Annotated in this window: 22 protein-coding genes, 2 tRNA genes and 1 pseudogene; all 25 read right to left on the reverse strand. The window is 66.6% G+C overall.

Annotation, left to right across the window (positions count from 1 at the left end; translation table 11 throughout):
* Nucleotides 1-126: 126 nt before the first annotated feature.
* The gene (gene pnp, locus CSC76_RS02665; RefSeq protein WP_162108518.1) at nucleotides 127-2235 is read right to left on the reverse strand and encodes a polyribonucleotide nucleotidyltransferase; all 2109 of its coding nucleotides are present in this window, start codon (nucleotides 2233-2235) and stop codon (nucleotides 127-129) included.
* A gap of 183 nt (nucleotides 2236-2418) precedes the next feature.
* Nucleotides 2419-2679, reverse strand: coding sequence for a 30S ribosomal protein S15 (gene rpsO / locus CSC76_RS02670; protein ID WP_162108519.1), 261 nt, complete (start codon nucleotides 2677-2679; stop codon nucleotides 2419-2421).
* Nucleotides 2680-2832: 153 nt separating this feature from the next.
* Nucleotides 2833-3780: a tRNA pseudouridine(55) synthase TruB gene (truB, locus tag CSC76_RS02675; RefSeq protein WP_162108520.1), complete on the reverse strand. Its 948-nt coding sequence runs from the start codon at nucleotides 3778-3780 to the stop codon at nucleotides 2833-2835.
* A gap of 134 nt (nucleotides 3781-3914) precedes the next feature.
* The gene (gene rbfA / locus CSC76_RS02680) at nucleotides 3915-4283 is read right to left on the reverse strand and encodes a 30S ribosome-binding factor RbfA (RefSeq protein WP_162108521.1); all 369 of its coding nucleotides are present in this window, start codon (nucleotides 4281-4283) and stop codon (nucleotides 3915-3917) included.
* A 2-nt stretch (nucleotides 4284-4285) separates the two neighbouring features.
* A complete protein-coding gene (gene infB, locus CSC76_RS02685) occupies nucleotides 4286-6931 on the reverse strand; it encodes a translation initiation factor IF-2 (RefSeq protein WP_162108522.1) in 2646 nt (881 codons plus the stop codon).
* A gap of 142 nt (nucleotides 6932-7073) precedes the next feature.
* Nucleotides 7074-8585, reverse strand: coding sequence for a transcription termination factor NusA (gene nusA / locus CSC76_RS02690; RefSeq protein WP_162108523.1), 1512 nt, complete (start codon nucleotides 8583-8585; stop codon nucleotides 7074-7076).
* Nucleotides 8586-8588: 3 nt separating this feature from the next.
* On the reverse strand, nucleotides 8589-9206 hold the full coding sequence (rimP, locus tag CSC76_RS02695) for a ribosome maturation factor RimP (RefSeq protein ID WP_162108524.1): 618 nt from the start codon (nucleotides 9204-9206) through the stop codon (nucleotides 8589-8591).
* A 170-nt stretch (nucleotides 9207-9376) separates the two neighbouring features.
* A tRNA-Met gene (locus tag CSC76_RS02700) sits at nucleotides 9377-9453 on the reverse strand.
* A gap of 124 nt (nucleotides 9454-9577) precedes the next feature.
* The gene (gene nuoN / locus CSC76_RS02705) at nucleotides 9578-11041 is read right to left on the reverse strand and encodes an NADH-quinone oxidoreductase subunit NuoN (RefSeq protein ID WP_162108525.1); all 1464 of its coding nucleotides are present in this window, start codon (nucleotides 11039-11041) and stop codon (nucleotides 9578-9580) included.
* A 9-nt stretch (nucleotides 11042-11050) separates the two neighbouring features.
* A pseudogene (locus tag CSC76_RS02710) lies at nucleotides 11051-12561 on the reverse strand (NADH-quinone oxidoreductase subunit M).
* 61 nt (nucleotides 12562-12622) lie between these two features.
* Nucleotides 12623-14848: an NADH-quinone oxidoreductase subunit L gene (gene nuoL / locus CSC76_RS02715; protein WP_162108526.1), complete on the reverse strand. Its 2226-nt coding sequence runs from the start codon at nucleotides 14846-14848 to the stop codon at nucleotides 12623-12625.
* A 16-nt stretch (nucleotides 14849-14864) separates the two neighbouring features.
* Nucleotides 14865-15170, reverse strand: coding sequence for an NADH-quinone oxidoreductase subunit NuoK (gene nuoK / locus CSC76_RS02720; RefSeq protein WP_056881218.1), 306 nt, complete (start codon nucleotides 15168-15170; stop codon nucleotides 14865-14867).
* The gene (locus CSC76_RS02725) at nucleotides 15167-15820 is read right to left on the reverse strand and encodes an NADH-quinone oxidoreductase subunit J (protein ID WP_162108527.1); all 654 of its coding nucleotides are present in this window, start codon (nucleotides 15818-15820) and stop codon (nucleotides 15167-15169) included. Before CSC76_RS02725 ends, nuoK begins: the two co-directional genes overlap by 4 nt.
* A gap of 10 nt (nucleotides 15821-15830) precedes the next feature.
* On the reverse strand, nucleotides 15831-16319 hold the full coding sequence (gene nuoI, locus CSC76_RS02730) for an NADH-quinone oxidoreductase subunit NuoI (protein ID WP_162108528.1): 489 nt from the start codon (nucleotides 16317-16319) through the stop codon (nucleotides 15831-15833).
* Between the two features lie 3 nt (nucleotides 16320-16322).
* Nucleotides 16323-17414: an NADH-quinone oxidoreductase subunit NuoH gene (gene nuoH / locus CSC76_RS02735; protein WP_162108529.1), complete on the reverse strand. Its 1092-nt coding sequence runs from the start codon at nucleotides 17412-17414 to the stop codon at nucleotides 16323-16325.
* Nucleotides 17411-19645 carry an NADH-quinone oxidoreductase subunit NuoG gene (gene nuoG / locus CSC76_RS02740; RefSeq protein WP_162108530.1) on the reverse strand — a complete coding sequence of 745 codons (2235 nt, stop codon included), beginning with the start codon at nucleotides 19643-19645 and terminating at the stop codon, nucleotides 17411-17413. The genes nuoH and nuoG overlap by 4 nt, the downstream gene beginning before the upstream one ends.
* The gene (gene nuoF, locus CSC76_RS02745; RefSeq protein ID WP_162108531.1) at nucleotides 19642-21021 is read right to left on the reverse strand and encodes an NADH-quinone oxidoreductase subunit NuoF; all 1380 of its coding nucleotides are present in this window, start codon (nucleotides 21019-21021) and stop codon (nucleotides 19642-19644) included. Before nuoF ends, nuoG begins: the two co-directional genes overlap by 4 nt.
* Before the next feature lie 4 nt (nucleotides 21022-21025).
* Nucleotides 21026-21553 carry an NADH-quinone oxidoreductase subunit NuoE gene (nuoE, locus tag CSC76_RS02750; RefSeq protein WP_162108532.1) on the reverse strand — a complete coding sequence of 176 codons (528 nt, stop codon included), beginning with the start codon at nucleotides 21551-21553 and terminating at the stop codon, nucleotides 21026-21028.
* Nucleotides 21550-22854: an NADH-quinone oxidoreductase subunit D gene (locus tag CSC76_RS02755; RefSeq protein WP_162108533.1), complete on the reverse strand. Its 1305-nt coding sequence runs from the start codon at nucleotides 22852-22854 to the stop codon at nucleotides 21550-21552. Before CSC76_RS02755 ends, nuoE begins: the two co-directional genes overlap by 4 nt.
* The gene (locus tag CSC76_RS02760) at nucleotides 22851-23576 is read right to left on the reverse strand and encodes an NADH-quinone oxidoreductase subunit C (protein WP_162108534.1); all 726 of its coding nucleotides are present in this window, start codon (nucleotides 23574-23576) and stop codon (nucleotides 22851-22853) included. Before CSC76_RS02760 ends, CSC76_RS02755 begins: the two co-directional genes overlap by 4 nt.
* A gap of 44 nt (nucleotides 23577-23620) precedes the next feature.
* Entirely contained in the window at nucleotides 23621-24175 is a 555-nt protein-coding gene (locus tag CSC76_RS02765) for a NuoB/complex I 20 kDa subunit family protein (protein WP_162108535.1), read from the reverse strand.
* Entirely contained in the window at nucleotides 24166-24522 is a 357-nt protein-coding gene (locus CSC76_RS02770) for an NADH-quinone oxidoreductase subunit A (RefSeq protein ID WP_162108536.1), read from the reverse strand. Before CSC76_RS02770 ends, CSC76_RS02765 begins: the two co-directional genes overlap by 10 nt.
* A 309-nt stretch (nucleotides 24523-24831) precedes the next feature.
* A tRNA-Leu gene (locus tag CSC76_RS02775) sits at nucleotides 24832-24916 on the reverse strand.
* 47 nt (nucleotides 24917-24963) lie between these two features.
* Entirely contained in the window at nucleotides 24964-25410 is a 447-nt protein-coding gene (gene secG / locus CSC76_RS02780; protein ID WP_162108537.1) for a preprotein translocase subunit SecG, read from the reverse strand.
* Between the two features lie 58 nt (nucleotides 25411-25468).
* Nucleotides 25469-26227, reverse strand: coding sequence for a triose-phosphate isomerase (gene tpiA, locus CSC76_RS02785; protein ID WP_162108538.1), 759 nt, complete (start codon nucleotides 26225-26227; stop codon nucleotides 25469-25471).
* Nucleotides 26228-26242: the final 15 nt, after the last annotated feature.

The raw sequence follows: 26242 nt of genomic DNA on the forward strand, positions 1-26242 counted from the left end.
CCTCTCCCCGCGCGCGGGGAGAGGGAAAAGAGTCCGCAACATCGCTCAATGGAGGTGTTCGGCACCATCCAAAGAAAAAGCGGGCCGAAGCCCGCTTTTCCGTCACGCCTTGCGATGTCGTGCGGCTTACTCGGCCGACACGCCCTCGCCTTCTTCCACGGCCTTGATCGACAGGCGGATGCGGCCCTGCTTGTCGACTTCCAGCACCTTGACCTTGACCACGTCGCCTTCCTTCAGCGCGTCGCTGACCTTCTCGACGCGGTCGTTGGAGATCTGCGACACGTGCACCAGGCCGTCCTTGCCCGGCAGGATGGTGACGAACGCACCGAAGTCCATGATCTTGGCGACCTTGCCTTCGTAGATGCGGCCCGGCTCCACGTCGGACGTGATCTGCTCGATGCGGGCCTTGGCGGCCTGGCCGGCGGCGCCGTTGACCGAGGCGATGGTGATGGTGCCGTCGTCCTGGATGTCGATCTGCGTGCCGGTTTCCTTGGTGATGGCCTGGATCACCGAACCGCCCTTGCCGATCACTTCGCGGATCTTGTCGGGGTGGATCTTCATGGTGATCAGGCGCGGCGCGAACTCGGACAGCTCGGCGCGCGGCGTGGTGAGCGCCTTCGACATCTCGCCCAGGATATGCAGGCGGCCCTGCTTGGCCTGCGCCAGCGCGGCCCGCATGATCTCCTCGGTGATGCCGTCGATCTTGATGTCCATCTGCAGGGCGGAGATGCCCTCGGCGGAACCGGCCACCTTGAAGTCCATGTCGCCCAGGTGGTCTTCGTCACCCAGGATGTCGCTCAGCACGACGTAACGGTCGCCTTCCTTCACCAGGCCCATCGCGATGCCCGCGACCGGCGCCTTGACCGGCACGCCGGCATCCATCAGCGCCAGCGAGCTGCCGCAGACCGAAGCCATCGAGGAGGAACCGTTGGACTCGGTGATTTCCGAGACCACGCGGATGGTGTACGGGAACTCTTCCATTGTCGGCATCACCGCCAGCACGCCGCGCTTGGCCAGGCGGCCGTGGCCGATCTCGCGGCGCTTGGGCGCGCCGAAACGGCCGCACTCGCCCACCGAGAACGGAGGGAAGTTGTAATGGAACAGGAAGTGTTCCTTGTACTCGCCGCTGACGGCGTCGATGATCTGGCCGTCGCGCGCGGTGCCCAGCGTGGTGACCACGATGGCCTGCGTCTCGCCACGGGTGAACAGCGCCGAGCCGTGGGTACGCGGCAGCACGCCGGCCTTCACGGCGATCGGGCGCACGGTGTCCAGCGCGCGACCGTCGATGCGGACCTTGGTGTCCAGCACGGAATCGCGCATCGTGCGGTATTCCAGTTCACCGAACTCCTTCGACAGTTCGGCCTTGTCCCAGCCTTCGGATTCCATGCGGCCGGCCAGCTGCTCGGTCACGTCCTTCTTGATGGCGGCGATGGCGTCGCGGCGCTGCAGCTTGTCGTGGATCTTGAAGGCTTCCACCAGCTGGCCACCGACGGCTTCCTTCAGCGCGGCGATCAGGGCGGTGTTCTTGGCCGGGGCGACCCAGTCGGACGGCTTGGTGCCGGCTTCGACGGTCAGCTCGTTGATGGCGTTGATGACCTTCTGCATCTCGCGGTGACCGAAGGTCACGGCGCCCAGCATCACGTCTTCCGACAGCAGCGCGGCTTCGGATTCGACCATCAGCACGGCGCCGCTGGTGCCGGCGACCACGAGCTCAAGCTGCGATTCCTTCAGCTCGGTGGCGGTCGGGTTGAGGATGTACTGGCCGTCCTTGTAACCGACCTTGGCGGCGCCGATCGGACCCTGGAACGGGGTGCCGGCCAGCGACAGCGCGGCCGACGCGCCGATCAGGGCCGGGATGTCGCCGTCCACTTCCGGGTTGAGCGAGATCACCTGGGCGATGATCTGCACCTCGTTCTTGTAGTCCTCGGGGAACAGCGGGCGGATCGGACGGTCGATCAGGCGCGAGATCAGCGTTTCCTTCTCGGTCGGACGGCCTTCGCGCTTGAAGAAGCCGCCGGGGATGCGGCCGCCGGCATAGAACTTCTCGACGTAATCGACGGTCAGCGGGAAGAAGTCCTGCCCTTCGCGCGCGCTCTTGGCGGCGACGGCGGTGACCAGCAGTACGGTGTCGTCGACGTTGACGATGACGGCGCCGCTGGCCTGGCGTGCGATTTCGCCGGTCTCCAGGGTGACGGTGTGCTTGCCGTACTGGAAGGTTTTGGTGATCTTTGCCACGTGGTTTCCTTGGGGATGCCTTGTTCGGGTTGGACCGGGCGCGACCCTTGCCGCGCGCGGGTGGCCGGGGGTGCCGGCCGGTGCTTCAGCGTGTGCGGGCCCGGTGCGGCCCGCGGGTACAGCGCATTCCGTTCCCTGAAATGCAAACCGCGGCGCATCTCTGCGCCGCGGCGGGGTCTTGCATCAGCGGCGCAGACCGAGCTTTTCGATCAGGGCCTTGTAGCGCTCGTTGTCTTTGCGCTTCAGGTAGTCCAGCAGGCTGCGGCGGCGGTTGACCAGCTGCAGCAGGCCACGACGACTGTGGTGGTCCTTCTTGTGGGTCTTGAAGTGGCCGCTGAGGTGCTCGATGCGGGCGGTCAGCAGAGCGACCTGGACTTCCGGGGAGCCGGTGTCGTTGGCGCCGCGGGCGTTGTCGGCAATCACTTTCTGGGTATCGACGGACATGGTGTTCTCTCGTTGGATGCGTGACCTGCAGGAACGCGGGCTGTCCTCCGCGCGCACCGCCTGGTTCGCCGTTGATGAAGCTGGGGAATGGTGCAGAGGCCGGTATGAAACCGGCGGCGTAGTGTAGCCGCCAGGCCCTTTTGAAACAAGGTTTTATTGGCTGTCGGCCGCCGGGATGGCCGCCTGCGCGATCCAGGTGAACAGACGCTGCGGCGCCAGCACGCCGGCCGGATCGACCGTCGCCAGCCCCAGCACGCGTCCATCCGGGCCATGCACGGCCACGGGTCCGTCGCTGGGCGGCTGCCCGCGCAGGCGCTGGCCCTGCCCGAGCCGGCGGGCGGCTTCGGCATCCACGTCGACCCGGGGGAACCCCACCAGGCCGGCCTCGATGGGCAGCAGGCAGGCGTCCAGGGCCGCCTCGCCCCTTTCCCGAGCCAGAGTCTGCAGAGCTTCCAGGGTGAACATGCGCGGTTCCCTGAACGGCTCCACCCAGAGCCGGCGCAGCACCCCGACATGGGCACCGCAGCCCAGCGTCTCGCCCAGGTCACGGACCAGGCTGCGCACGTACGTGCCGGAGCCGCACTCCACCCGCAGGGCGATGCGCCCGGGCGCGATGTCGAGGAGGTCGATCGCGTGGACCTCTACCTCGCGCTCGGGCGCTTCGATGGCTTCGCCCCGGCGCGCCTTGACGTACAGCGGCTCTCCCCCCTGCTTGAGGGCCGAATAGATGGGCGCACGCTGGCGGATGCGGCCCAGCAGCGGCGCCAGCGCCGCCTGCACGGTCGCCCTGTCCAGCGGCGGCACGGGACGCTCGCGCAGCGGCATGCCGTCGGCATCGTCCGTATCGGTGGTGGTCCCGAGCACGGCGACGGTGTCGTAGGCCTTGCGCGAACCCAGCAACAGGCCGGCGATCTTGGTCGCTTCACCGAAGCACAGGGGCAGCAGGCCGGTGGCCAGCGGATCGAGGCTGCCGGTATGGCCACCCTTCTCCGCACGGAACAGCCGCCGGGCCGCCTGCAGGGCGGCGTTCGAGCTCATGCCCTGCGGCTTGTCCAGCAGCAGCAGGCCATCGAGGCGACGGAAGTGGATGCGTCCTGCCATGCGGTCTCTAGGGTACGTCGGTGGGCGTGAGGGCGAAATCGTAGGGCCGAGCCTGCCCGACTCCCTGGTATCGCCGACGCCCGGAAACCGGCCCGAAGGGCAGCGGAGCGAGCTCCGCCCTACCGCCCGACCTGTCAGGCTTCGCCGTCGGCCGGAGGCGGCGGCAGGTCGCGCAGCAGGTTCTCGATGCGTTCGCCGCGATCGACGGAGTCGTCGTAGTGGAAGTGCAGCTCCGGCACGTGCCGCATCTTCACGCGGCGCGCCAGCTCCATGCGCAGGCCCCAGGCCAGCTCCTTCAGGCCCTTGACCGCTTCCACCGAACGTTCGGGCATGAGCGCGGTGACGAACACCTTGGCATGCGCCATGTCGCGGGTGACTTCCACGTCGGACACGCTGACCGACGGCAGGCCGTGCTCGCGTACGGCCTCGTGCACCAGCGTGCCCAGCTCGCGGCGGAGCTGGGCGGAGACGCGGTCGGTGCGATGGAACGACTTGGTCGGCATGATCAGAGCGTGCGCTGCACTTCGATGCGCTCGAAGCACTCGATCTGGTCGCCCGGCTGGACGTCGTTGTAGGCCTTCACGCCGATGCCGCACTCGGTGCCATTGCGCACTTCGTCGACGTTCTCCTTGAAGCGGCGCAGCGATTCCAGTTCGCCCTCGAACACCACCGTGCTGGCGCGCAGCACGCGGATCGGCTTGTTCCGCTTGACCGTGCCCTCGACCACCATGCAGCCCGCGACCGCGCCGAACTTGGAGCTGCGGAACACGTCGCGCCCTTCGGCGATGCCGATGATCTCTTCGCGGATCTCCACGCCCAGCAGACCCGATGCCACCTGCTTCACCTGGTCGATCACGTCATAGATGATCGAGAAGTAGCGCAGGTCCACGCCGTTGGCTTCGATGATGCGACGCGCGGAGGCGTCGGCACGCACGTTGAAGCCGATGACCGTGGCCTTGGAGGTGACCGCCGAGTTGGCGTCGGACTCGGTGATGCCGCCCACGCCGGAGCTGATGATGTTGATGCGGATCGATTCGTTGGACAGCGCGGTCAGCGAATGGCGCAGCGCCTCCACCGAGCCCTGCACGTCGGCCTTGATGATCAGGTTGAGGCTGAGCTGGCCTTCGCCCTTGCCCAGCTGCGCCATGATGTCTTCCATGCGGCTGCCGGCGGACTGGACCAGGCGCGACTCGCGGCGCTTGGCGTCGCGCTGCTGCGCCACGTCCTTGGCCAGGCGCTCGTCCTCGACCACCACGAAGTCGTCGCCGGCTTCGGGCACGCCCGACAGGCCGAGCACCTGCACGGGGATGGACGGGCCGGCCGAAGGCGGCTGGCCGCCGGTCTCGTCGAACAGCGCGCGCACGCGGCCGTACTGGATGCCGCACACCAGGTAATCGCCCTTCTTCAGGGTGCCCTGCTGCACCAGCACCGTGGCGACCGGGCCGCGGCCCTTGTCCAGCGAGGACTCGATGACCACGCCGCTGGCGCGGCCTTCTTCCACGGCCCTCAGCTCCAGCAGTTCGGCCTGGATGGAGATGGCATCCAGCAGGTTGTCCACGCCCTGACCGGTCTTGGCGGAGATCTCGACCATCTGGGTGTCGCCGCCGAAGTCTTCGGCGACCACTTCCTCGGCCAGCAGCTCGTTCTTCACGCGCAGCGGGTCGGCATCGGACTTGTCGATCTTGTTGACCGCCACGATCAGCGGCACCTTGGCCGCCTTGGCGTGCTGGATGGCTTCGCGCGTCTGCGGCATGACACCGTCGTCCGCAGCCACCACCAGCACCACGATGTCGGTCAGCTTGGCGCCACGGGCACGCATCGCGGTGAACGCGGCGTGGCCCGGGGTATCCAGGAAGCTGATGACGCCCTTCGGGGTTTCTACGTGGTAGGCGCCGATGTGCTGGGTGATGCCGCCGGCTTCGCCGCTGGCGATCTTGGTGCGGCGGATGTAGTCCAGCAGCGAGGTCTTGCCGTGGTCGACATGGCCCATGATGGTGACCACCGGCGGACGCGCGACCTTCTCGCCCTGCTGTTCCTCGGCGTGCGCCAGCAGTTCGCTTTCCACGTCGTTGGCGTCGGCGCGGATCGCCTTGTGGCCCAGTTCCTCGGTCACCAGCACAGCGGTGTCGTGGTCGATGGTCTGGGTGATGGTGGCCATCACGCCCATCTTGAACAGCGCCTTCACCACGTCGCCGCCCTTCAGCGCCAGCTTCTGCGCCAGGTCGGCCACGGTGATGGTGTCGCCGATGGACACTTCGCGCACGACCGGCGCGGTCGGGCGTTCGAAGCCGTGCGCACCGCCACCGCCACGGCTCTGTTCATGGCGACGGGGGGGCTTGGACTTGCCGCGCGACGCACCACGGCGCGCGCGATCGGCGGCCGACAGGTGCAGCTGGCCGGCGAAACGGCTGGTGCTGTCGTCGTCCTCGACGCCGGCCACCATCACGTGCGAACCGCGGGTCTTGTGCTTGGCGGCAGCCGCGTTGCGGTCGTCGGCACGCGGCGGATCCTTGCGCACCACCTGCTTGGGCACGTGGTGGCCCGGCGTGGCGGCACGGGCCGGTCGGGGCGACTCGTCCCCATCCACGGCGGTGGCGCCGGCGGCCAGCGCGGCAGCCTCCGCTTCGGCCTGCGCGCGCGCCGCTTCGGCTGCGGCCCGGGCCTCGGCTTCCTCCTGCCGACGGCGCTCGAGTTCTTCGGCGCGCTTGGCGTCTTCCTGGGCGAGGCGCCGCTGTTCGTCGAGATTGCGCTGGCGGGATTCCTCTAGCTTGCGCAGGATCTCGGCGCGCTCCGGATCGGCTTCGCTCTGCCAGTTCGTAGCAACGGACTCGGCGTCGGTCGGCTTCACGTAGGTGCGCTTCTGGCGCACCTCCACGGCCACCGTGGTCTTGGTGCGGCCGGCGGCGACCGTCACTTCCTGCACCTTGCGGCGGTTCAGTGTGATCTTCTTGGGCGCAGCCTCATCCGTCGCGGCATCGCTCTTGCCGTGCGAGCGCTTGAGGAAGCCGAGCAGCTTCACTTTTTCCATGCTGGTCACGACCTGGTCGGGACCGCTGAAGCTCATGCCGGCCTCGGCCAGCTGCTCCAGGAGTTTCTCGACCGGCGTGTTGACCAGTTCAGCGAGCTTGCGGATGGTGGTTTGCTGCGACATTCGGATCCTAGGTTTCTTGTTGCGCCCCCCTGGCGGTGGAGGGGCAACCCTTTTCGAGAGGGGGGATTCTAAGCCCTGCGGGTGCCAGGGCGGTGTTCATGGGTGGCTCATGCGCCGCGTCCCGGGCGGGCCCGGGCGGCGCTCATGCGCCACGCTCCAAACGGGCGATTTCCTCGGCGCGGGCGGCCAGGATCAGCGCGGCGGCGCGCGCCTCGTCCAGGCCCTCGATACCAAACTCGACCACTTCGTCGGCGGCCAGGTCGGACAGGTCCTCGCTGGTGCGGACGCCGTGCGAGGCCAGCGCGAATGCGGTCTCCTCGTCCATGCCTTCCAGCGCCAGCAGGTCCTCGGCCGGATGGTCGTCCTCCAGGCCTTCTTCCTCGGCCAGCGCCTCGTTCAGCAGGGCGTCGCGGGCGCGCGAGCGGAGCTCCTCGACGATGTCCTCGTCGAAGCCTTCCACGGCCAGCAGTTCGCCGACCGGGACGTAGGCGATTTCCTCGACCGTGCTGAAGCCCTCGGCGACCAGGATGGCGGCGATTTCCTCATCCACTTCCAGCTTGTCCATGAACAGCTGGCGGGCGACGGCCTGTTCGGCCTCGCTCTTGGCCTGCACCTGGTCGGCGGTCATGACGTTGAGCTGCCAGCCGGTCAGGCGGCTGGCCAGGCGCACGTTCTGGCCGCCCTTGCCGATGGCCTGCGCCAGGCGGTCCTCCGCCACGGCCAGGTCCATCGAATGCTTCTCTTCATCGACGATGATCGACTGCACTTCGGCAGGGGCCATCGCGTTGATGACGAAGGTGGCCGGGTTGTCGTTCCACAGCACGATGTCCACGCGCTCGCCGTTGAGCTCGTTGCTCACGGCCTGCACGCGCGAGCCGCGCATGCCGATGCAGGCGCCGATGGGATCGGGGCGGGTGTCGTGGGCCAGCACGGCGATCTTGGCGCGGTCGCCCGGATCGCGCGCGCAGGCCTTGATCTCGACCAGGCCCTGACCCACTTCCGGCACTTCCAGCTTGAACAGCTCGATCATGAACTCCGGGGCGGCGCGGCTGATGAACAGCTGCGGGCCGCGCGGCTCGTAGCGCACGTCGTACAGGTAACCGCGCACGCGGTCGCCGGCGCGCAGCACGTCGCGCGGGATGCCCTTGTCCTTCGGGATGAAGGCCTCGGCGTTGCCGCCCAGGTCCACGTAGATGTTGCCGCGCTCGGCGCGCTTGACCACGCCGGTGACCAGCTCGCCCACACGATCCTTCCAGGCATCGACCACCTGCGCGCGTTCTGCTTCGCGGACGCGCTGCACGATGACCTGCTTGGCGGCCTGGGCGGCAATGCGGCCGAAATCGGGGTTCTCGATCTTCTCTTCGATCCAGTCGCCCACTTCCGCGCCTTCGGCCTCGTCCTCGGCGTCCATCAGGCGGATCTGGCGATCCGGCGATTCCATCACCACGTCGTCGGCCACCACTTCCCAGCGGCGGAAGGTCTCGTAACTGCCATCCTTGGGATCGATGGCGACGCGCACCTGCACGTCCTGGTCCAGATAGCGCTTCTTGGCGGCGGAAGCCAACGCGGCCTCAATGGCCTCGAAGATGACTTCGCGCGGCACGCCCTTCTCGTTGGCCACCGCATCCACGACCAGCAACAGTTCCTTACTCATTGATCACTCCGCGCGCGGCTTGCGGGCCGCCGGTTGGTTGGGTTTCTTCTTGGCTTTGCCGGCCGGGGCCCGCTTGGCGCCGCCAGCCTTGGCACCGGCCTTGCGGCCGGCACCGGATCCGGGGTTTTCGGGCGCCAGGCCCAGCGCCGCCCAGTCGGGAACCAGGCGCGCCTTGTCGATATTATCGAACGCCACCGGCATTTCGGCGCCGTCCACGACGAACACGATGCGGTCGCCTTCGATGCGGGCGATGGTGCCCTGCAGGCGGCGACGGCCGTCCTGGGGCAGCTTCATCACCACCTTCGCCGACTCGCCTGCGAAGCGGGCGTAATGCTCCAGCCGGAACAGCGGCCTGTCCACGCCGGGCGAAGAGACTTCCAGCGTGTAGTTGCCGGAAATCGGATCTTCCACGTCGAGCTGCGCGGACACTTCGCGGCTCACCGCCTCGCAGTCCTCGATGTTGACGTGGCGGGTATCGCGTTCGGCTTCCTGCACATCGATGTACAGGCGCAGCGTGGCGCCACCGGGTGCCGGCAGGTACTCGATGCCGAGCAGCTCCACGCCCAGGGACTGGACGGTCGGTGCCAGCAGGTTGGCGATGTCGTTGGCCTTCTCGCTCACGGATTCGATGCCGTTGTCGGGGATGGTGCGGTACGGGTCGCGAAAACAGACAAGGGGCCCGATGGGCCCCTTGTCCGATACGCTGGATGTCGGTGCAACGACGGGAACATGCGTCGTTGCGTGCCCAGGTTCTTCGTCGGCCGCCTGGTGAAGGCGGCCTCGGATAAACATGGTAGCGGGGGCAGGATTTGAACCTGCGACCTTCGGGTTATGAGCCCGACGAGCTGCCAGACTGCTCCACCCCGCAGCAGAGGCGAGATTATGATGAATGCGCCGATTTATTGCAAGCCTTGCGGACTATCGGCGTGGGGCATCGCATTCATCGCGCGTTGCCGGCCCTGGGTGGACCGGCGGCTCCCCGGGTAACGTGATCAGCCTGCGAACGCCAGCTTGCACCACGCCATGATCGGGTTCCAGGCGATGCCCAGCGCCAGCAGCGCCAGTGCGTTGACGCCGAACACCAGCGGCACCACGCGATCCTTGCGCGCGGGCGGTATTTCGCCCACGGGTTCGTCGAAGTACATCACCTTGATCACGCGCAGGTAGTAGAACGCACCGATCACCGCGCCCAGCACGCCGACGATGGCCAGCCACAGGAAACCGCCGTTGACGGCCGCGCCCAGCACCACCAGCTTGGCCCAGAAGCCGAGGAACGGCGGCACGCCGGCCAGCGAGGCCATCACGCACAGTACCAGACCGGCCTGCCACGGGTTGCGCGCGTTCAGGCCCTTGAAGTCGTCGATCCGGTCGGCTTCGAAACCCTGGCGCGACAGCACGATGATCGCGCCGAACGCCGCCGCCGACAGGATGGCGTAGCTGATCGCGTAGAACAGCGCGGCGGAGTAGCCGACTTCGCCGCCGCCGGCGAAGCCGACCAGCAGGAAGCCGACATGCGACACCGTGGCATACGCCAGCATGCGCTTGAGGTTGGTCTGCGCGATCGCGATGACGTTGCCGATCACCAGCGATGCGGCGGCCAGGCCGGCCAGCAGCCACTGCCACTGCGCCGCGGCCGGGCCCACGCCGTCCTGCAGCAGGCGGAACGCCATGCCGAAGGCGGCCAGCTTCGGCGCCGCGCTGATGAACAGCGTCACCGGTGTCGGTGCGCCCTGGTAGACGTCCGGCAGCCACATGTGGAACGGCGCCGCGCCCAGCTTGAACGCCACGCCCGCCACCATGAACACCACGCCGGTGAGCAGCAGCAGGCGCTGGTCGCCGCCACCGCCGAGCGCGGTGCCCGTGGCGTCGAAGATCGCCGGCAGATGCAGCGAACCGGTTGCGCCGTACACCAGCGACATGCCATACAGCAGCAGACCCGAAGCCAGCGAGCCCAGCACGATGTACTTCATCGCCGCCTCGGTGGCCAGCCCGTCGTCGCGGTTCAGCGCGACCAGGGCATACGAGCACAGCGCCAACAGTTCAAGGCCCAGGTAGACCATGACCAGGCTGCCGGCGGACACCATCATCATCATGCCGGCGGTGGCGAACATCACCAGCACCGGCGCCTCGCCCGGATACAGGTTGCGCTCGCGCAGGTACGGCCAGCCATACACCAGCGACAGCGCACTGACCGCGACGATCACCACCTTGCTGACATCGGCCAGCGTGTCGCGCACGAACATGCCGCTGAACACGCTGCCCTGCCCGCCCACGCCCGTGGCCAGCATCCAGACCACGACGACCATGACGACCAGCGCCAGAGCATGGGTGATGAAGCGGCGGGCGTTGTCCAGGAACAGGTCGAGCATCAGCAGGGCGAACGCCCCCGCGATCAGGGTCAGCTCGGGCAGCAGCGGCTGCAGGTCGGCGGCGGAGATGGGCATCGGCGTCGTCATGGTTCTTCCTTACAGCTTGCTGTTGGCGAGCTGCATCGCCAGTTGCGCGATCGACGGCTCCATCAGGTCCGTCAGCGGCTTGGGATACACGCCCAGCGCCAGCACGCAGGCGGCGAAACCGCCCAGCACCAGCGCCTCGCGCAGGGACACGTCCTTCAGTTCGGCCACGTGCGCGTTGGCGACGTCGCCCAGGATGACCCGCTTCACCAGCCACAGCGTGTAGGCCGCACCGATCACCAGCGTGGTGGCGGCGAAGAAGGCGATCAGCGGATGCTGCTGGAAGCTGGCCAGGATCACCATGAACTCGCCGACGAACCCGCTGGTGCCCGGCAGGCCGGAATTGGCCATGCCGAACAGGATGAAGAACGCGCCGAACCAGGGCATCGTGTTGATGACGCCACCGTAGTCCTTGATCATGCGGGTGTGCATGCGGTCGTAGAGCACGCCGACGCAGGTGAACATGGCGCCGGAGATGAAACCGTGGCTGATCATCTGCACCATCGCGCCCTGCAGGCCCAGACGCGCGCCGTCCAGGTTGCCGTAGTCGCGCACCAGGCTGAAAGCGATGAAGATGCCCAGCGTCACGAAGCCCATATGCGAGACCGACGAATAGGCGATCAGCTTCTTCATGTCGTCCTGCACCAGCGCCACCAGGCCCACGTACTCCACCGCGATCAGCGACAGCACGATGACGAACATGGCCCACTCATGGCCGGCATCCGGCACGATCGGCAGGCTGAAGCGCAGCAGGCCGTAGCCGCCGATCTTCAGGGCGATCGCCGCCAGGATCCCCGACCCCGCGGTCGGGGCCTCCACGTGCGCATCCGGCAGCCAGGTGTGCACCGGGAACATCGGGATCTTCACCGCGAACGCGATCAGGAAGGCGAAGAACAGCCACGTCTGTTCCTTCGCGGTCAGCGGCATCGCGTACAGGTCGGCCAGCTGGAAGCTGCCGCCCTTGATGTACAGGTACACCAGGCCGACCAGCATCAGCACGAGCCCAGGAACGTGTACAGGAAGAACTTCAGCGACGCATAGATGCGGCGTGGACCGCCCCAGACGCCGATGATCAGGAACATCGGGATCAGCATCGCCTCGAAGAACACGTAGAACAGCACCGCGTCGCTGGCCGCGAAGATGCCGTTGGTCAGGCCTTCCAGGATCAGGAACGCGGCCACGTACTGGGCCACGCGCTTGTTCACCGACCCCCACGCGCCAGCCAGCGTCAGCACCGTGATCAGCGTGTTGAGCAGCAGCAGGGCGACGGCGATACCGTCGGCCCCCAGGTTGTAGTGGATGTCGAAGCTCGGGATCCAGGCGTGGCTCTCGATGAACTGCAGGCCCGGATTCGCATAGTCGAAACCGCTCAGCAGCCCCAGGCTGAAGACGAAGGTCAGCACCGCCACGGCGAAGCCCAGCCAGCGGGCCGCGCCGGCGCGGGCATTGCCCAGCGCGAGCACCAGCGCGCCACCCAGGATGGGCAGCCAGATCAGAACACTAAGCAGGGGCCAGTTCGACACGTTGTGGTATCCGTTGAGTTCTTCGCCAGGACGTCCCGCGGGGTGCGGTCACGTCAGGTCGTTACTGCCAAAACGTGATGACCGCGCCCAGCAGCAGGATCAGGCCGACGATCATCGCGAACGCGTAGTGGTACAGGTAGCCGGACTGGGTCTTGCGCAGCAGCTGCGCGCCCAGGTCGACCAGCTTCGCCGTGCCGTTGACCGCGGCGCCGTCGATCACGTGGCTGTCGATCGCGCGCGACACCTTGCCCAGCTTGACGCCGCCGCCCGCGAAGCCGTTGATCCACAGGTGGTCAGCCCAGTACTTCTTGTCCAGGATATTGGTCAGGAAAGCGCCCACCGAGCTGTTGCGGATCTTGCCCGGCAGTTCGGGCTTGAACAGGTACAGGAAGGTGGCCAACAAGAAGCCGCCCAGCGCCAGCCAGAACGGCGGCATCTGCATGCCGTGGATCGCGTAGCCGACGGGACCGTGCCAGAACTCTTCCTTCAACGACATCACGGTGTCGCGCGCCGAGATGGCCGTGGTCGGATCCAGGCGCAGGAAGTCGATCGCGCCGAGGAAGAATGGCGTGGCCTCGTGGTGCCCGGTCCAGTCCGTGCCGAACAGCATCGGGCCGATGGTGAAGAAGCCGATGAAGATGGAGGGAATCGCCAGCAGCACCAGCGGCACCGTCACCACCCACGGGGACTCGTGCGGCTCGTGCGCACCGTGGTGCCCATGACCGTGGTCATCGTGCGCATGGTCGTCGTGCGCGTCGTGCCCGTGGGTATGGTCGTCATGCGCATCGCGGAAGCGCTCCTTGCCATGGAACGTCAGGTACAGAAGGCGGAAGCTGTAGAAGCTGGTGACGAACACGCCCAGCAGCACCGCCCAGTAACCGTAACTGGCGATCCATTCGCTCGGGCCCTGGTAACCCTGCGCGGCCATCACGCCCATCTCGGCCACCTTCTCGCCCACCTCGTGCGCCACGTGCTGGTGATGCTTGGCCGCCTCGATGATGGTGTCCTTCGAGTAGAAGCCGGAGAAGAACGGCGTGCCGACCAAGGCCAGCGTGCCGATCAGGCTGGTGATCCAGGTGATGGGCATGTACTTGCGCAGGCCACCCATCTTCCGCATGTCCTGCTCGTGGTGCATGCCGATGATGACCGAGCCGGCTGCGAGGAACAGCAGCGCCTTAAAGAAGGCGTGCGTCATCAGGTGGAACACGGCCGCCGAGTAGGCCGACACGCCCAGCGCCACCGTCATGTAGCCCAGCTGCGACAGCGTGGAGTACGCCACCACGCGCTTGATGTCGTTCTGCACGATGCCGATCAGGCCAGTGAACAGCGCGGTGGTGGCGCCGATGAACAGCACGAAGTCCAGGGCCGTCTGCGACAGCTCGAACAACGGCGACATGCGCGCCACCATGAAGATGCCGGCCGTCACCATCGTCGCGGCGTGGATCAGCGCGGAGATCGGGGTGGGGCCTTCCATCGAATCCGGCAGCCACACGTGCAACGGCACCTGGGCCGACTTGCCCATCGCGCCGATGAAAAGGCAGATGCAGGTCAGCGTGGCCATCGACCAGATCACCGGCTGGTCCAGCACCTGCCAGGTCTGGCCGAACATCGTCACGGCCCCGCTCCACACCGGCACGGCCTTGCCCGCCAGCAGCGTGGCATTGGCGAACACGGTGGCGTAGTCCAGGGTGCCGAACATCAGCAGCACGCAGCCGATGCCCAGCAGGAAGCCGAAGTCGCCCACGCGATTGACCAGGAAGGCCTTCATGTTGGCGAAGATCGCCGTGGGCCGCTTGAACCAGAAGCCGATCAGCAGGTACGACACCAGGCCGACCGCTTCCCAGCCGAAGAACAGCTGCAGGAAGTTGTTGCTCATCACCAGCATCAGCATGCTGAAGGTGAACAGCGAGATGTAGCTGAAGAAGCGCTGGTAGCCCGGGTCTTCCGCCATGTAGCCGATCGTGTACAGGTGGACGAGCATCGACACGAAGGTCACCACGACCATCATCATCGCCGTCAGCTTGTCGATCATGAAGCCGACGTGGCCGGTGTAGTTGCCGACCTCGAAGAACGTGTACAGGTTCTCGTTGAACGGCGACGCGCCCTGCACCACCAGCTGGTACAGCACCCAGCAGGACAGCGCGCAGCTGACCGCCACGCCCAGGATGGTGGCCGTGTGTGCGCCCGCACGGCCGACCAGGCGGCCGAACAGGCCGGCGATGATCGAGCCCAGCAGCGGCGCCAGCACGATGGCCAGCAGCACGTTCTTGGAGAGGGGGACTTCCATACCGGTCATCGGTGCATCAGCCTTTGAGCGTATCGACTTCGGCCACGTTGATCGTGCGCCGCGTGCGGAACAGGGTGACCAGGATCGCCAGGCCGATGGCGGCCTCGGCCGCGGCCACGGTGAGGATGAAGAACACGAAGATCTGACCGGCGGCGTCGCCCAGTTCGCGCGAGAAGGCGACGAAGTTGATGTTGACCGACAGCAGCATCAGCTCGATCGACATCAGCAGGACGATGACGTTCTTCCGGTTCAGGAAGATGCCGGCCAGGCTGATGCAGAACAGCACCGCGCCGAGCGCCAGCAGATGGCCTACGGAAATCATGCCTTGCCCTCCCCTTCCGCCGGCGCACTGGCCGGCACGTCACGCACCGGCTTCTCGGCCGGCATGGACACCATGCGGATGCGGTCGCTCGCCTTCACGCGCGACTGCTCGGCCGGGTCCTGCGCCTTGGTGCCGGTGCGCTTGCGCAGCGTCAGCATCACCGCGGCCACGACGGCCACGGTCAGGATGACGGCGGCGAACTCGAACGGCAGCAGGAACTCGGTGAACAGCGTGCGCGCCAGCCAGGCGGTATTGGATACCTCCGCGGCGGCCGATGCGGCATTGTCCGGGAACGGCGTGGCCGTGCGCGCCTTGATGCCGATCAGCACCAGCATCTGGCCCAGCATCACCACGGCGACCAGCAGGCCGATCGGGAGGAACTTCACCCAGCCCTCGCGGATCTTCACGATGTCGATGTCCAGCATCATCACCACGAACAGGAACAGCACCATCACCGCGCCCACATAGACGAGGATCAGGGCCACGCCCAGGAACTCCGCGCCCACCAGCAGCCAGGTGCAGGCCACCGAGAAGAACGTCAGGATGAGGCACAGCACGGCATGCACCGGGTTGCGCACGCTGATCACCGCGCCGGCGGCGACGACCGCGACGGTGGCGAAGGCGTAGAAACTGATCAGGACCCAATCCATGCTTCGGACCTCAACGGAAGGCGGCGTCGGCGGCGCGGCGCTCGGCGATCTCGGCTTCCAGCCGGTCGCCGATCGCCAGCAGCTGCGGCTTGGTGACGATGTTCTGCCCGCGCTTGTCGAAGTGGTACTCCAGCACGTGCGTTTCCACGATCGAGTCCACCGGGCAGCTTTCCTCGCAGAAGCCGCAGTAGATGCACTTGAACAGGTCGATGTCGTAGCGCGTGGTACGGCGGGTGCCGTCCTCGCGCGGAGCCGAGTCGATGGTGATCGCCAGCGCGGGGCACACGGCCTCACACAGCTTGCACGCGATGCAGCGCTCCTCGCCGTTCGGATACCGGCGCAGCGCGTGCAGGCCGCGGAAGCGAGGCGACTGCGGGAACTTCTCCATCGGGTACATCAGCGTGTACTTCGGCTTGAAGGTGTACTTCAGCGTCAGCCACAGGCCCTGGAGCAGCTCCAGCAGCATCAGGCTCTTGAAGTAGTGCACAACCTTGCTCATGTCTTACACACCCTTCTCGAACACGCCGAAGAACACCAGCAACGCCGTCACCGCGATCCAGAAGATCGTGAGCGGGATGAACACCTTCCAGCCCAGGCGCATGATCTGGTCGTAGCGGTAACGCGGGAAGCTGGCGCGGAACCAGATGTACGCACTGGCGAAGAACAGCACCTTCAGCAGCAGCCACGGCCAGCCGCCGGTCCAGATCCAGTCGATCCACGGCGACACGTCGGCGGTGATCCAGCCCTGCAGCGGGCTGAGCCAGCCACCCAGGAAGAACAGCGACACCAGGAAGCTGACCAGGATCATGTTGGCGTATTCGGCCAGGAAGAACAGCGCGAACGCCGCACCCGAATACTCGACCATGTGGCCGGCGACGATCTCAGACTCGCCTTCCACCACGTCGAACGGCGAGCGGTTGGTCTCGGCGACGCCGGACACCCAGTACACGATGAACAGCGGGAACAGCGGCAGCCAGAACCACTCGAAGAAGCCGGCGTTGCCGGACTGCGCCATGACGATGTCGGTCAGGTTCAGGCTGCCGGCGGCGATCAGCACGCCCACCAGCGCGAAGCCCATCGCGATCTCGTAGCTGACGACCTGCGCGGCCGAGCGCATGGCGCCGAGGAAGGCGTACTTCGAGTTCGACGCCCAGCCCGCGATGATGATGCCGTACACGCCCAGCGAGGTCATCGCCAGCAGGTACAACAGGCCGGCGTTGGCGTTGGACAGCACCAGCTGGTAGTCGAACGGCACCACCGCCCACGCGGCGAACGCCGGGGCCAGCACGATCAGCGGCGCGATCACGTACATCGCCTTCTGCGCACTGCTGGGCTGGATGATTTCCTTGAACAGCAGTTTGAAGACGTCGGCGAAGGCCTGGAAGATGCCCATGCCCACGTACATCGGACCGTGGCGCACGTGCATCCAGCCGATCAGCTTACGTTCCCAGACCACGTAGAACGCGACCGAGATGATCACCGGCATGGCGATCGCCAGGATCTTCAGCACGATCCACAGCACCATGCCGATGTCGCCCAGCCCGAAGAACCACTCGCGCAAGGGACCGACAGCGTTGATCAGGAGTTCGTTCATGCGCTCACCACCGTCACGCGTCCGGCACCCAGCGGCGCCGTGGCGCCGTAGCCGCTTTCGATCCAGGCGGCACCCGCGGCGACGCGGGCGTCCACCACCACCGCCAACGCAGCGGTGCCGATGCCGTTGCCGACCTTGGCGACCTGCCCATCGGCCACGCCGGCGGCCTGCGCGTCGGCCGGGTTCAACACGATGCGGGCGCCGACATTCAGCGGATGCGCCTGCAGCGCTTCCGCCCGGCGGACCGTACCGTCGGTCCGGTAGATCGCCGCGCTGACGGCCAGTTCCAAGCCTTGGGCACTGGCCGCAGGTGCTGCGGATTTCGCGATGGCGACGGGCTTGGTGTTGCTGATTGCGTCGCGCATCCCGGCCGCATCGGTGAACTCGAAACCGGCCAGCTGCAGTTCGCCCCCCAGGGCGCGCAACACCTTCCAGCCCTCGCGGGCCTCACCCGGCAGCTTGCCGGAGGCCTGGGTGTGCTGGTTCTTGCCATCGAGATTGGTCAGCGTAGCCTCGACCTCGGGCAGCGCGCCGATCGGCAGGATCACGTCCGCGACGTCGCGCGTGGACGTGCAGGCGAAATGGCTGAAGGCCACGACCTTCGCTGATGCCAACGCCTTGGTGGCGGCCGGCGTGTCGGCGAAATCCAGGCCCGGCTCGATGCCGTAGATGACGTAGGCGCTGCGCGGCTCGGCGAACATGCCGGCCACATCGCGACCGCTCGGCAGCACGCCATGGCGCGCCAGGCCGACGGCATTGGCACCCTGCGGAATGCGGCACAGCGAGGCGCCCGTCGCGGCGGCGAAGTCGTCTGCGGCGGAACGCATGGCGGCGGCCTGCGGATGGTTCTCGGCAATGCCGCCGACGATCACCACGGCACGATTGGCGGCCTTGGCGACATCGCGCAACGCGGCGTCATTGAGGGCGCCGGCCAGCTGCGATGGCGCGACGATGCGCTTGCCGGCGATGCTGAAGGCGAAGTCGAAATCGACCGGATTGACCACGTGCACCTTGGCGCCCTTGCGGACGGCCTTGCGGATGCGCTGGTGCAGCAGCGGCAACTCATGGCGGATGTGGGTGCCGAACAGCACGATGACATCGGCCTGCTCGATCTCCGCCAGCGGCAGCGCGAACGGCTCAGCGACGGCACCGTCGGAGAAGTCGCGGTTGTTGATGCGGTGGTCCAGGTTGCCGGTGCCCAGGCCTTCGGCCAGCCTGGCCAGCAGGCCGCCCTCCTCGTTCGACACGGCCGGATGCACCAGCACGCCGAGGCTGTCGCCACGATTCGCGCGCAGGATCTCGGCCGCGGCGGACAGGCCTTCCGCCCACGACACTTCGCGCCACTCGCCATTGACCTTCTGCAGCGGCTTCACTGCGCGGTCCTCGGCATACAGGCCCTGGTGCGAGTAGCGGTCGCGGTCGGACAGCCAGCACTCGTTGACCGCCTCGTTCTCGCGCGGGACGGTACGCAGCACCTGGCCGCGGCGCGCGTGATGGAACAGGTTGGAGCCCATCGCATCGTGGAAGCCGACGGATTCGCGCGCGATCAGTTCCCACGGACGGGCGCGGAACTGGAACACCTTGTTGGTCAGCGCACCCACCGGGCAGACGTCGATGACGTTGCCGGAAAGTTCGGTGGTCAGCGGCTTGCCGTCGTAGGTGCCGATCTGCAGGTTCTCGCCGCGGTACATGCCGCCCAGCTCGTACGTGCCGGCCACGTCCGCGGTGAAGCGCACGCACCGCGTGCACTGGATGCAGCGGGTCATCTCGGTGGCGACCAGCGGACCGATGTCCTCGTCCGGCACCACGCGCTTGCGGTCCTGGAAGCGGCTGACCGAACGGCCATAGCCCAGCGACAGGTCCTGCAGTTCGCACTCGCCGCCCTGGTCGCAGATCGGGCAGTCCAGCGGATGGTTGATCAGCAGGAATTCCATCACGTTGCGCTGCGACTTCAGCGCCTTGTCGCTGCGCGTGGCGATCTTCATGCCATCCATCACCGGCGTGGCGCAGGCCGGTGCCGGCTTCGGCATCTTCTCCACTTCCACCAGGCACATGCGGCAGTTCGCTGCGATCGGCAGCTTCTCGTGGTAGCAGAAGCGCGGGATCGGGATGCCGGCCTTGTCGGCCGCCTGGATGATCATCGAACCCTTCGGTGCGGCCAGCTCCACGCCGTCGATGAAGACGGTGACGTGGTCCGGCGGCAGGTTCGGGTTGACGGGCTGCGCACTCATGCGGCCACCTTGCTCTCAATGACCGTACCGGCGCGCTGGTCGTCGACCAGGAAGCGCTTGTTGACGATCGCGTATTCGAATTCGTTCCAGAAGTGGCGCAGGAAGCCCTGCACCGGCCATGCGGCGGCCTCGCCGAAGGCGCAGATGGTGTGGCCTTCGATCTGGCCGGCGGCCGCCTTCAGCATGTGCAGGTCGTCCAGCGTCGCCTTCTGTTCGGCGATGCGGGTCAGCATGCGGTACATCCAGCCGGTGCCTTCGCGGCACGGCGTGCACTGACCGCAGCTTTCCTTGTAGTAGAAGCGCGCGATGCGCTGGCACGCACGCACCATGCAGGTGGTGTCGTCCATCACGATGACGGCACCCGACCCCAGGCCGGAACCGGCCTTCTGGATGGCGTCGTAGTCCATCGTCAGGCCCATCATCACCTCGCCCGGCAGCACCGGCATCGAGGAACCGCCCGGAATGACGGCCTTCAGCTTGCGGCCTTCGCGCATGCCGCCGCACAGCTCCAGCAGGTCGGCGAACGGCGTGCCCAGCCGGATATCATGGTTGCCCGGACGCGCGACGTGGCCGGACACCGAGAAGATCTTGCAGCCGCCGTTGTTCGGCTTGCCCAGGTTCATGAACCACTCGGCGCCATTGCGCACGATGGCGGGCACCGAGGCGTAGGTCTCGGTGTTGTTGATCGTGGTCGGCTTGCCGTACAGGCCGAAATTGGCCGGGAACGGCGGCTTGAAGCGCGGCTGGCCCTTCTTTCCTTCCAGCGACTCCATCAGCGCGGTCTCTTCGCCGCAGATGTAGGCACCCGCGCCCAGTGCGTTGTACAGGTCGATGTCCACGCCCGAACCGAGGATGTTCTTGCCCAGCCAGCCGTGCTTGTAGGCCTCGGCGGTGGCTTCTTCCAGGTGCTCGAACGGCTCGTGGTGGAACTCGCCGCGCAGGTAGTTGTAGCCCACGGTCGAACCGGTGGCGTAGCAGGCGATCGCCATGCCCTCGATCACCGCATGCGGGTTGTAGCGCAGGATGTCGCGGTCCTTGGCGGTGCCGGGCTCGGATTCATCCGAGTTGCAGAGGATGTACTTCTGCATGTCGCCCTTGGGCATGAAGCTCCACTTCAGGCCGGTCGGGAAACCCGCGCCGCCGCGGCCGCGCAGGCCGGACTGTTTGACCATCTCGACGACGTCGGCCGGCGGGATCTTCTCTTCGATGATCTTGCGCAGCGCGGCGTAACCGCCGGTCTTCAGGTAGTTCTCGTACGACCACGGCTTGTCGAAATGCAGCGTGGTGTAGACGGCCTGGTGCTCCTTGGGAGCCGGGCCGACCGGGCCGTAGCCTTCTGAACCATGCTTGTTTGAATCTGGGGAATGGCCTGCCATGTGCTTACTCCAGCCCGTCCAGCAGCTCGTCGACCTTCGCCGGCGTCAGCTTCTCGTGGTAATGGCCGTTGATGACCACGACCGGCGCGCCGCAGCACGCGGCCACGCACTCTTCTTCGCGCTTCAGGTACACGCGGCCGTCGGCCGTGGATTCGCCCAGCTTGCAGCCCAGCTTCTTCTCGGCGTGCGCGACCAGGTCCTGGGCGCCGTTGAGCCAGCAGCTGATGTTGGTGCAGAAGGCGACGTTGTTGCGGCCGACCTTCTCGGTCTCGAACATCGAGTAGAAACTGGCGACCTCGTAGGCCCACACCGGCGGCAGGTCCAGGTACTTGGCGACGGCGGCGATCAGTTCGTCGGTCAGCCAGCCGTTGTTCTGCTCCTGCGCGGCATGCAGGCCCTGCAGCACCGCAGAGCGCTTGCGGTCCGGCGGAAACTTGGTCAGCCAATGGTCGATGTGCGCGCGCGTCTTATCGCTCAACGCCACCAGCGGATCGACGTTCTGCGCCGCTTCGAAATTACCCGTGGCCCTCATCGGTCCACCTCACCAAAGACAAGATCATAGGTACCGATCATCGCGACGACGTCGGGGAGCATGTGGCCGCGCACGATCTCGTCCATCGAGGACAGGTGCGCGAAGCCCGGCGCGCGCAGCTTCACGCGGAACGGCTTGTTGGCGCCGTCGGACACCAGATAGCAGCCGAACTCGCCCTTCGGCGCCTCGACCGCGGCATAAGTCTCGCCGGCCGGCACGCAGTAGCCTTCGCTGAAGAGCTTGAAGTGATGGATCAGCGCTTCCATGTCGTCCTTCATCTCCTCGCGCTTGGGAGGGGCGACCTTGAAGTTCTGCACCATGACCGGGCCCGGATTGGCCTTCAGCCACTGCACGCACTGCTTGATGATGCGGTTGGACTGGCGCATCTCGGCCACGCGCACCAGATAACGGTCGTAGCAGTCGCCGTTCACTCCCACGGGGATGTCGAAATCGACCGCATCGTACTTCGCGTAGGGCTGCTTCTTGCGCAGGTCCCAGGCGACGCCGGAACCACGCAGCATCGCGCCGGTCATGCCCCAGGCGCGCGCCTGCTCCGGCGCGACCACGCCGATGCCGACGGTACGCTGCTTCCAGATGCGGTTGTCGGTGAGCAGCGTCTCGTACTCGTCGACGCGCTTGGGGAACTCGTTGGTGAAGTCTTCCAGGAAGTCCAGCAGCGAGCCTTCACGCGCCTGATTGAACTGCTTGAGCGCCTTGCCCTTGCGCCAGGGCGATTCCTTGTACTTCGGCATCCGGTCCGGCAGATCGCGGTAGACGCCGCCCGGCCGGTAATACGCCGCATGCATGCGCGCGCCGCTGACCGCTTCGTAGCAGTCCATCAGTTCTTCGCGCTCGCGAAAGGCGTACAGCATGACCGCCATCGCACCCAGGTCGAGTGCGTTGGAGCCGACCCACATCAGGTGGTTCAGGATGCGGGTGATCTCGTCGAACATCGTGCGGATGTACTGCGCCCGCTCCGGCGCCTCGATGCCCAGCAGGGTCTCGATGGCACGCACGTAGGCGTGCTCGTTGCACATCATGGACACGTAGTCCAGGCGATCCATGTAGCCGATCGACTGGTTGAACGGCTTGGACTCGGCCAGCTTCTCGGTGCCCCGGTGCAGCAGGCCCACGTGCGGGTCGGCACGGACGATGGTTTCACCGTCCATTTCCAGGATCAGGCGCAGCACGCCATGCGCGGCCGGATGCTGCGGGCCGAAATTCAGCGTGTAGTTGCGGATCTCCTGCTTGGCTTCGGCAGGGTTGCTGGCGAACGCAGTGCCGGATTGCGGATTGCTCATGCCTTGCCCTCACGCGCGGCGGCTTCGCCAGCGGCGGTCTGGTAGCGCGCGTCGTCGCGGATCACGCGCGGCACGCCGACGCGCGGCTCGACCGAGGTGACCGGCTCGTACACCACGCGCTTCTTCTCTTCGTCGTAGCGGACTTCAACGTTGCCGATCAGCGGGAAGTCCTTGCGGAACGGATGGCCGACGAAACCGTAGTCGGTCAGGATGCGGCGCAGGTCCGGGTGACCCTCGAAGATGATGCCGTACAGGTCGAAGGCCTCGCGTTCGAACCAGTTCAGGCCCGGCCACACGTCGCAGAGCGAGGCGACGACCGGCAGGCCGTCGTCCGGCGCGAAGCAGCGCACGCGCACGCGGCGGTTGTGCTGGTAGGACAGCAGGTGCAGCACCACGGCGAAGCGATTGGGGCGGGCGGCGTCGCGCGGACGCTGTTCCCAGTTGAAGCGGCCCGGACCGAAGCCCTCGACGCCACGACTGAAGCCCTCGGACGACACGTCGGCGGTATCCCACTCGGCGCTGCCGTAGCCCAGGTAGTCCACGCCGCTGATGTCGACGGCCTGCTCGAAGCCGAATTCGTCGCGCAGGGCCAGCGCCACGGCGTGCCAGGACGCGGACGGCACTTCCAGGGTGATTTCGCCGCGCGGCTCGGCGACGCTGACCGTCGCGTCGCTGAAACGCGCGCGCAACCGGTCGGTGAAGTTTGCAGCTTGCTCAGCCATGGGGCGTGGCGTGCTCTAGAGAAAGGGATCGGGGGAGAGACGGATCAGCGTGCGATGGTCTGCGTGCGCCAGATCTTCTTCTGCAACTGCAGGATGCCGTACACCAGCGCTTCGGCCGTGGGCGGGCAACCGGGCACGTACACGTCCACCGGCACCACGCGGTCGCAGCCGCGCACCACCGAGTACGAGTAGTGGTAGTAGCCACCGCCGTTGGCGCAGCTGCCCATCGAGATGACCCATTTGGGGTCGGGCATCTGGTCGTAGACCTTGCGCAGCGCCGGGGCCATCTTGTTGACCAGCGTGCCGGCCACGATCATCACGTCGGACTGGCGCGGCGACGGGCGGAACACCACGCCGTAACGGTCCAGGTCCAGGCGCGAGGTGCCGGCGTGCATCATCTCCACCGCACAGCAGGCCAGGCCGAACGTCATCGGCCACATCGAACCGGTGCGCGCCCAGTTCATCAGCGCGTCGACGCTGGTGGTCACGTAGCCCTTTTCCAGCAGCGGGTTGTCGCCTTCGGGGCGCAGGATGTCGTCCACCCGCCCTTCCGGGATCGGGTTGTTCATCAGACGGTCGACGGTCTGGATCACTCCCATTCGAGCGCTCCCTTCTTCCAAACGTAAACGAAGCCGAGGAACAGCATGCCCACGAACAGGCCCATCGTGACCAGCGCACGCGGACCCAGCTCCTGGAACACCAGCGTCCACGGAACAATGAAGATGATTTCCAGATCGAACACGATGAACTGGATGGCGATCAGGTAGTAGCGCACGTCGAACTTCATGCGCGCGTCCTCGAAGGCCTCGAAGCCGCATTCGTACGGGGACAGCTTCTGCGCGTCGGGACGACGCGGACCGAGGAAGCGTCCGGCCACCATCAGCGCGATGCCGATGCCGGTGGCGACGATCAGGAACAACAGGGTGGGCAGGTAATTGGCCAGCACTCGCTTGTCTCTTCTTGTCCTATCCGCCGACGCGCGGGGGCGCGGTCCGGCATGCATCGGGCTCGCATCGCAGGCCTGGCCGCGTCGCTTGTGGCGACCGGCCCGCAGCGAAACCGCCCGGACCCACCTTCCGCGGGCGCCCTTCCGCAGCACGTACCGGGCATCCGATGAATCGGCGGGATTGTAACGGTTTGTGAACTAGCTAGTAAACGATTACCCGCGCTTTTTAAGCTTGCCGGCAAAAGAAAAAACCCGCCGTAAGGCGGGTTTTTTGTGTCGGGAACGACGCTGCCGCCGACCCGCCGGTGTTGGTGCCCAAGAGGGGACTCGAACCCCTACGACTTTCGTCGCTACCACCTCAAGGTAGTGCGTCTACCAATTCCGCCACCTGGGCATTGAAACCTGCGCGACGCCTGTCGCGTCCCGCCATTGTATCCGGGCTCAGCCGCCTTGCGACGGGGTTACCGGAGGCTGCTCGGACGCAGGCGCGGCCTGCTGCGGCGCAGCGGGCGCATTGCCGGCCGGCGCGGCAGGCGCCTGCTGGATCGGCGTGCTCGGCACGGTCGACGGCTTGGGCAGGTCACCCACCGGCGCTTCGGCCGCTGCAGGCAGCTGCGACATCACGCCGAGGTTCTGCTGCGCGGCCGGACGTGCGCTGTGCGTGGCATACCAGGCCATGAACAGGCTGATACCGAAGAACGCGATGGCCAGCCATTTGGTGCTCTTGGAGAGGAAGTTGGACGCGCCGCGCGCACCGAACACCGTACCGGAGGCACCCGCACCGAAGCCGGAGCCGGCCTGTGCGCCGGAACCACGCTGCATCAGCACCAGCGCGATGATGGCGATGGCCACCAGCACGTACACCACATTCAGGATCAACATCCACATTTGGAATCAGTCTCAACCGGTTGAGTCGTCGGCCCCCTGCGGGGCCGGTCTTGCCGGGTCAGCCCCGGCCGGCCGCCGCTCGCGCGATGGCCAGGAAATCCCGGGCGACCAGCGAAGCACCGCCCACCAGCCCTCCATCGACATCAGGCTGCGAGAACAGTTCCGCGGCGTTGTCGGGCTTGACGCTGCCCCCGTACAGGAGGGGCAACGAATCGGCGATTCTAGCATCGCGCGCGGCCACTTCGCCACGGATGAAGGCATGCACGGCCTGCGCCTGGGCCGGGGTGGCGGTCAGCCCGGTGCCGATGGCCCAGACCGGCTCGTAAGCGATGACGGCACGTTCGAAGGCCTGCGGGCCCGCCAGGTCGAATACGGCTTCCAGCTGCTTGAGGATGCGGAACTCGGTCTGCCCGTCCCTGCGCTGCTGCTCGGTCTCACCCACGCAGAGCACCGGGATCAGGCCTGCGTGCTTGGCCGCGACGAACTTGCGGGCCACGAATTCGCTGCTCTCGTTGTGGTATTGCCGGCGCTCGGAATGGCCCACCAGGCCATAGCGTGCACCCACGTCGACCAGCATCGACGCCGAGACTTCGCCGGTATAGGCGCCCTTCTCGTTGCTGCTGACGTCCTGCGCGCCGAAGGCCACGCCACGGTCGCCGTAATCCTCGATCAGTTCGCCCAGATAGGGCAGCGGCGGCAGGACCAGCACGTCCACCCCCTCCAGCGGCAGGCCCGCGACCAGTTCGTCCATCAGCGCCGTGGCGAATTGACGGGTGCCATGGAGCTTCCAGTTGCCGGCCACGAGCTTGCGACGCATAAGACCAATTCCTGT

Origin of the sequence: Pseudoxanthomonas mexicana, from assembly GCF_010093385.1 — a bacterium.
In the GTDB taxonomy this organism is placed as follows: domain Bacteria; phylum Pseudomonadota; class Gammaproteobacteria; order Xanthomonadales; family Xanthomonadaceae; genus Pseudoxanthomonas_A; species Pseudoxanthomonas_A mexicana.

Excerpts from the sequence above, each read along its gene's own strand:
- nuoG (WP_162108530.1), bottom strand. The coding sequence starts at position 19,645 with ATGAGTGCGCAGCCCGTCAACCCGAACCTGCCGCCGGACCACGTCACC.
- nuoL (WP_162108526.1), bottom strand. The coding sequence starts at position 14,848 with ATGGAAGTCCCCCTCTCCAAGAACGTGCTGCTGGCCATCGTGCTGGCG.
- rpsO (WP_162108519.1), bottom strand. The coding sequence starts at position 2,679 with ATGTCCGTCGATACCCAGAAAGTGATTGCCGACAACGCCCGCGGCGCC.
- secG (WP_162108537.1), bottom strand. The coding sequence starts at position 25,410 with ATGTGGATGTTGATCCTGAATGTGGTGTACGTGCTGGTGGCCATCGCC.
- CSC76_RS02725 (WP_162108527.1), bottom strand. The coding sequence starts at position 15,820 with ATGGATTGGGTCCTGATCAGTTTCTACGCCTTCGCCACCGTCGCGGTC.
- rbfA (WP_162108521.1), bottom strand. The coding sequence starts at position 4,283 with ATGCCGACCAAGTCGTTCCATCGCACCGACCGCGTCTCCGCCCAGCTC.
- CSC76_RS02760 (WP_162108534.1), bottom strand. The coding sequence starts at position 23,576 with ATGGCTGAGCAAGCTGCAAACTTCACCGACCGGTTGCGCGCGCGTTTC.
- nuoI (WP_162108528.1), bottom strand. The coding sequence starts at position 16,319 with ATGAGCAAGGTTGTGCACTACTTCAAGAGCCTGATGCTGCTGGAGCTG.
- nuoF (WP_162108531.1), bottom strand. The coding sequence starts at position 21,021 with ATGGCAGGCCATTCCCCAGATTCAAACAAGCATGGTTCAGAAGGCTAC.
- nusA (WP_162108523.1), bottom strand. The coding sequence starts at position 8,585 with ATGAGTAAGGAACTGTTGCTGGTCGTGGATGCGGTGGCCAACGAGAAG.
- nuoE (WP_162108532.1), bottom strand. The coding sequence starts at position 21,553 with ATGAGGGCCACGGGTAATTTCGAAGCGGCGCAGAACGTCGATCCGCTG.
- truB (WP_162108520.1), bottom strand. The coding sequence starts at position 3,780 with ATGGCAGGACGCATCCACTTCCGTCGCCTCGATGGCCTGCTGCTGCTG.
- nuoH (WP_162108529.1), bottom strand. The coding sequence starts at position 17,414 with ATGAACGAACTCCTGATCAACGCTGTCGGTCCCTTGCGCGAGTGGTTC.
- nuoN (WP_162108525.1), bottom strand. The coding sequence starts at position 11,041 with ATGACGACGCCGATGCCCATCTCCGCCGCCGACCTGCAGCCGCTGCTG.
- infB (WP_162108522.1), bottom strand. The coding sequence starts at position 6,931 with ATGTCGCAGCAAACCACCATCCGCAAGCTCGCTGAACTGGTCAACACG.
- tpiA (WP_162108538.1), bottom strand. The coding sequence starts at position 26,227 with ATGCGTCGCAAGCTCGTGGCCGGCAACTGGAAGCTCCATGGCACCCGT.
- CSC76_RS02765 (WP_162108535.1), bottom strand. The coding sequence starts at position 24,175 with ATGGGAGTGATCCAGACCGTCGACCGTCTGATGAACAACCCGATCCCG.
- nuoK (WP_056881218.1), bottom strand. The coding sequence starts at position 15,170 with ATGATTTCCGTAGGCCATCTGCTGGCGCTCGGCGCGGTGCTGTTCTGC.
- CSC76_RS02755 (WP_162108533.1), bottom strand. The coding sequence starts at position 22,854 with ATGAGCAATCCGCAATCCGGCACTGCGTTCGCCAGCAACCCTGCCGAA.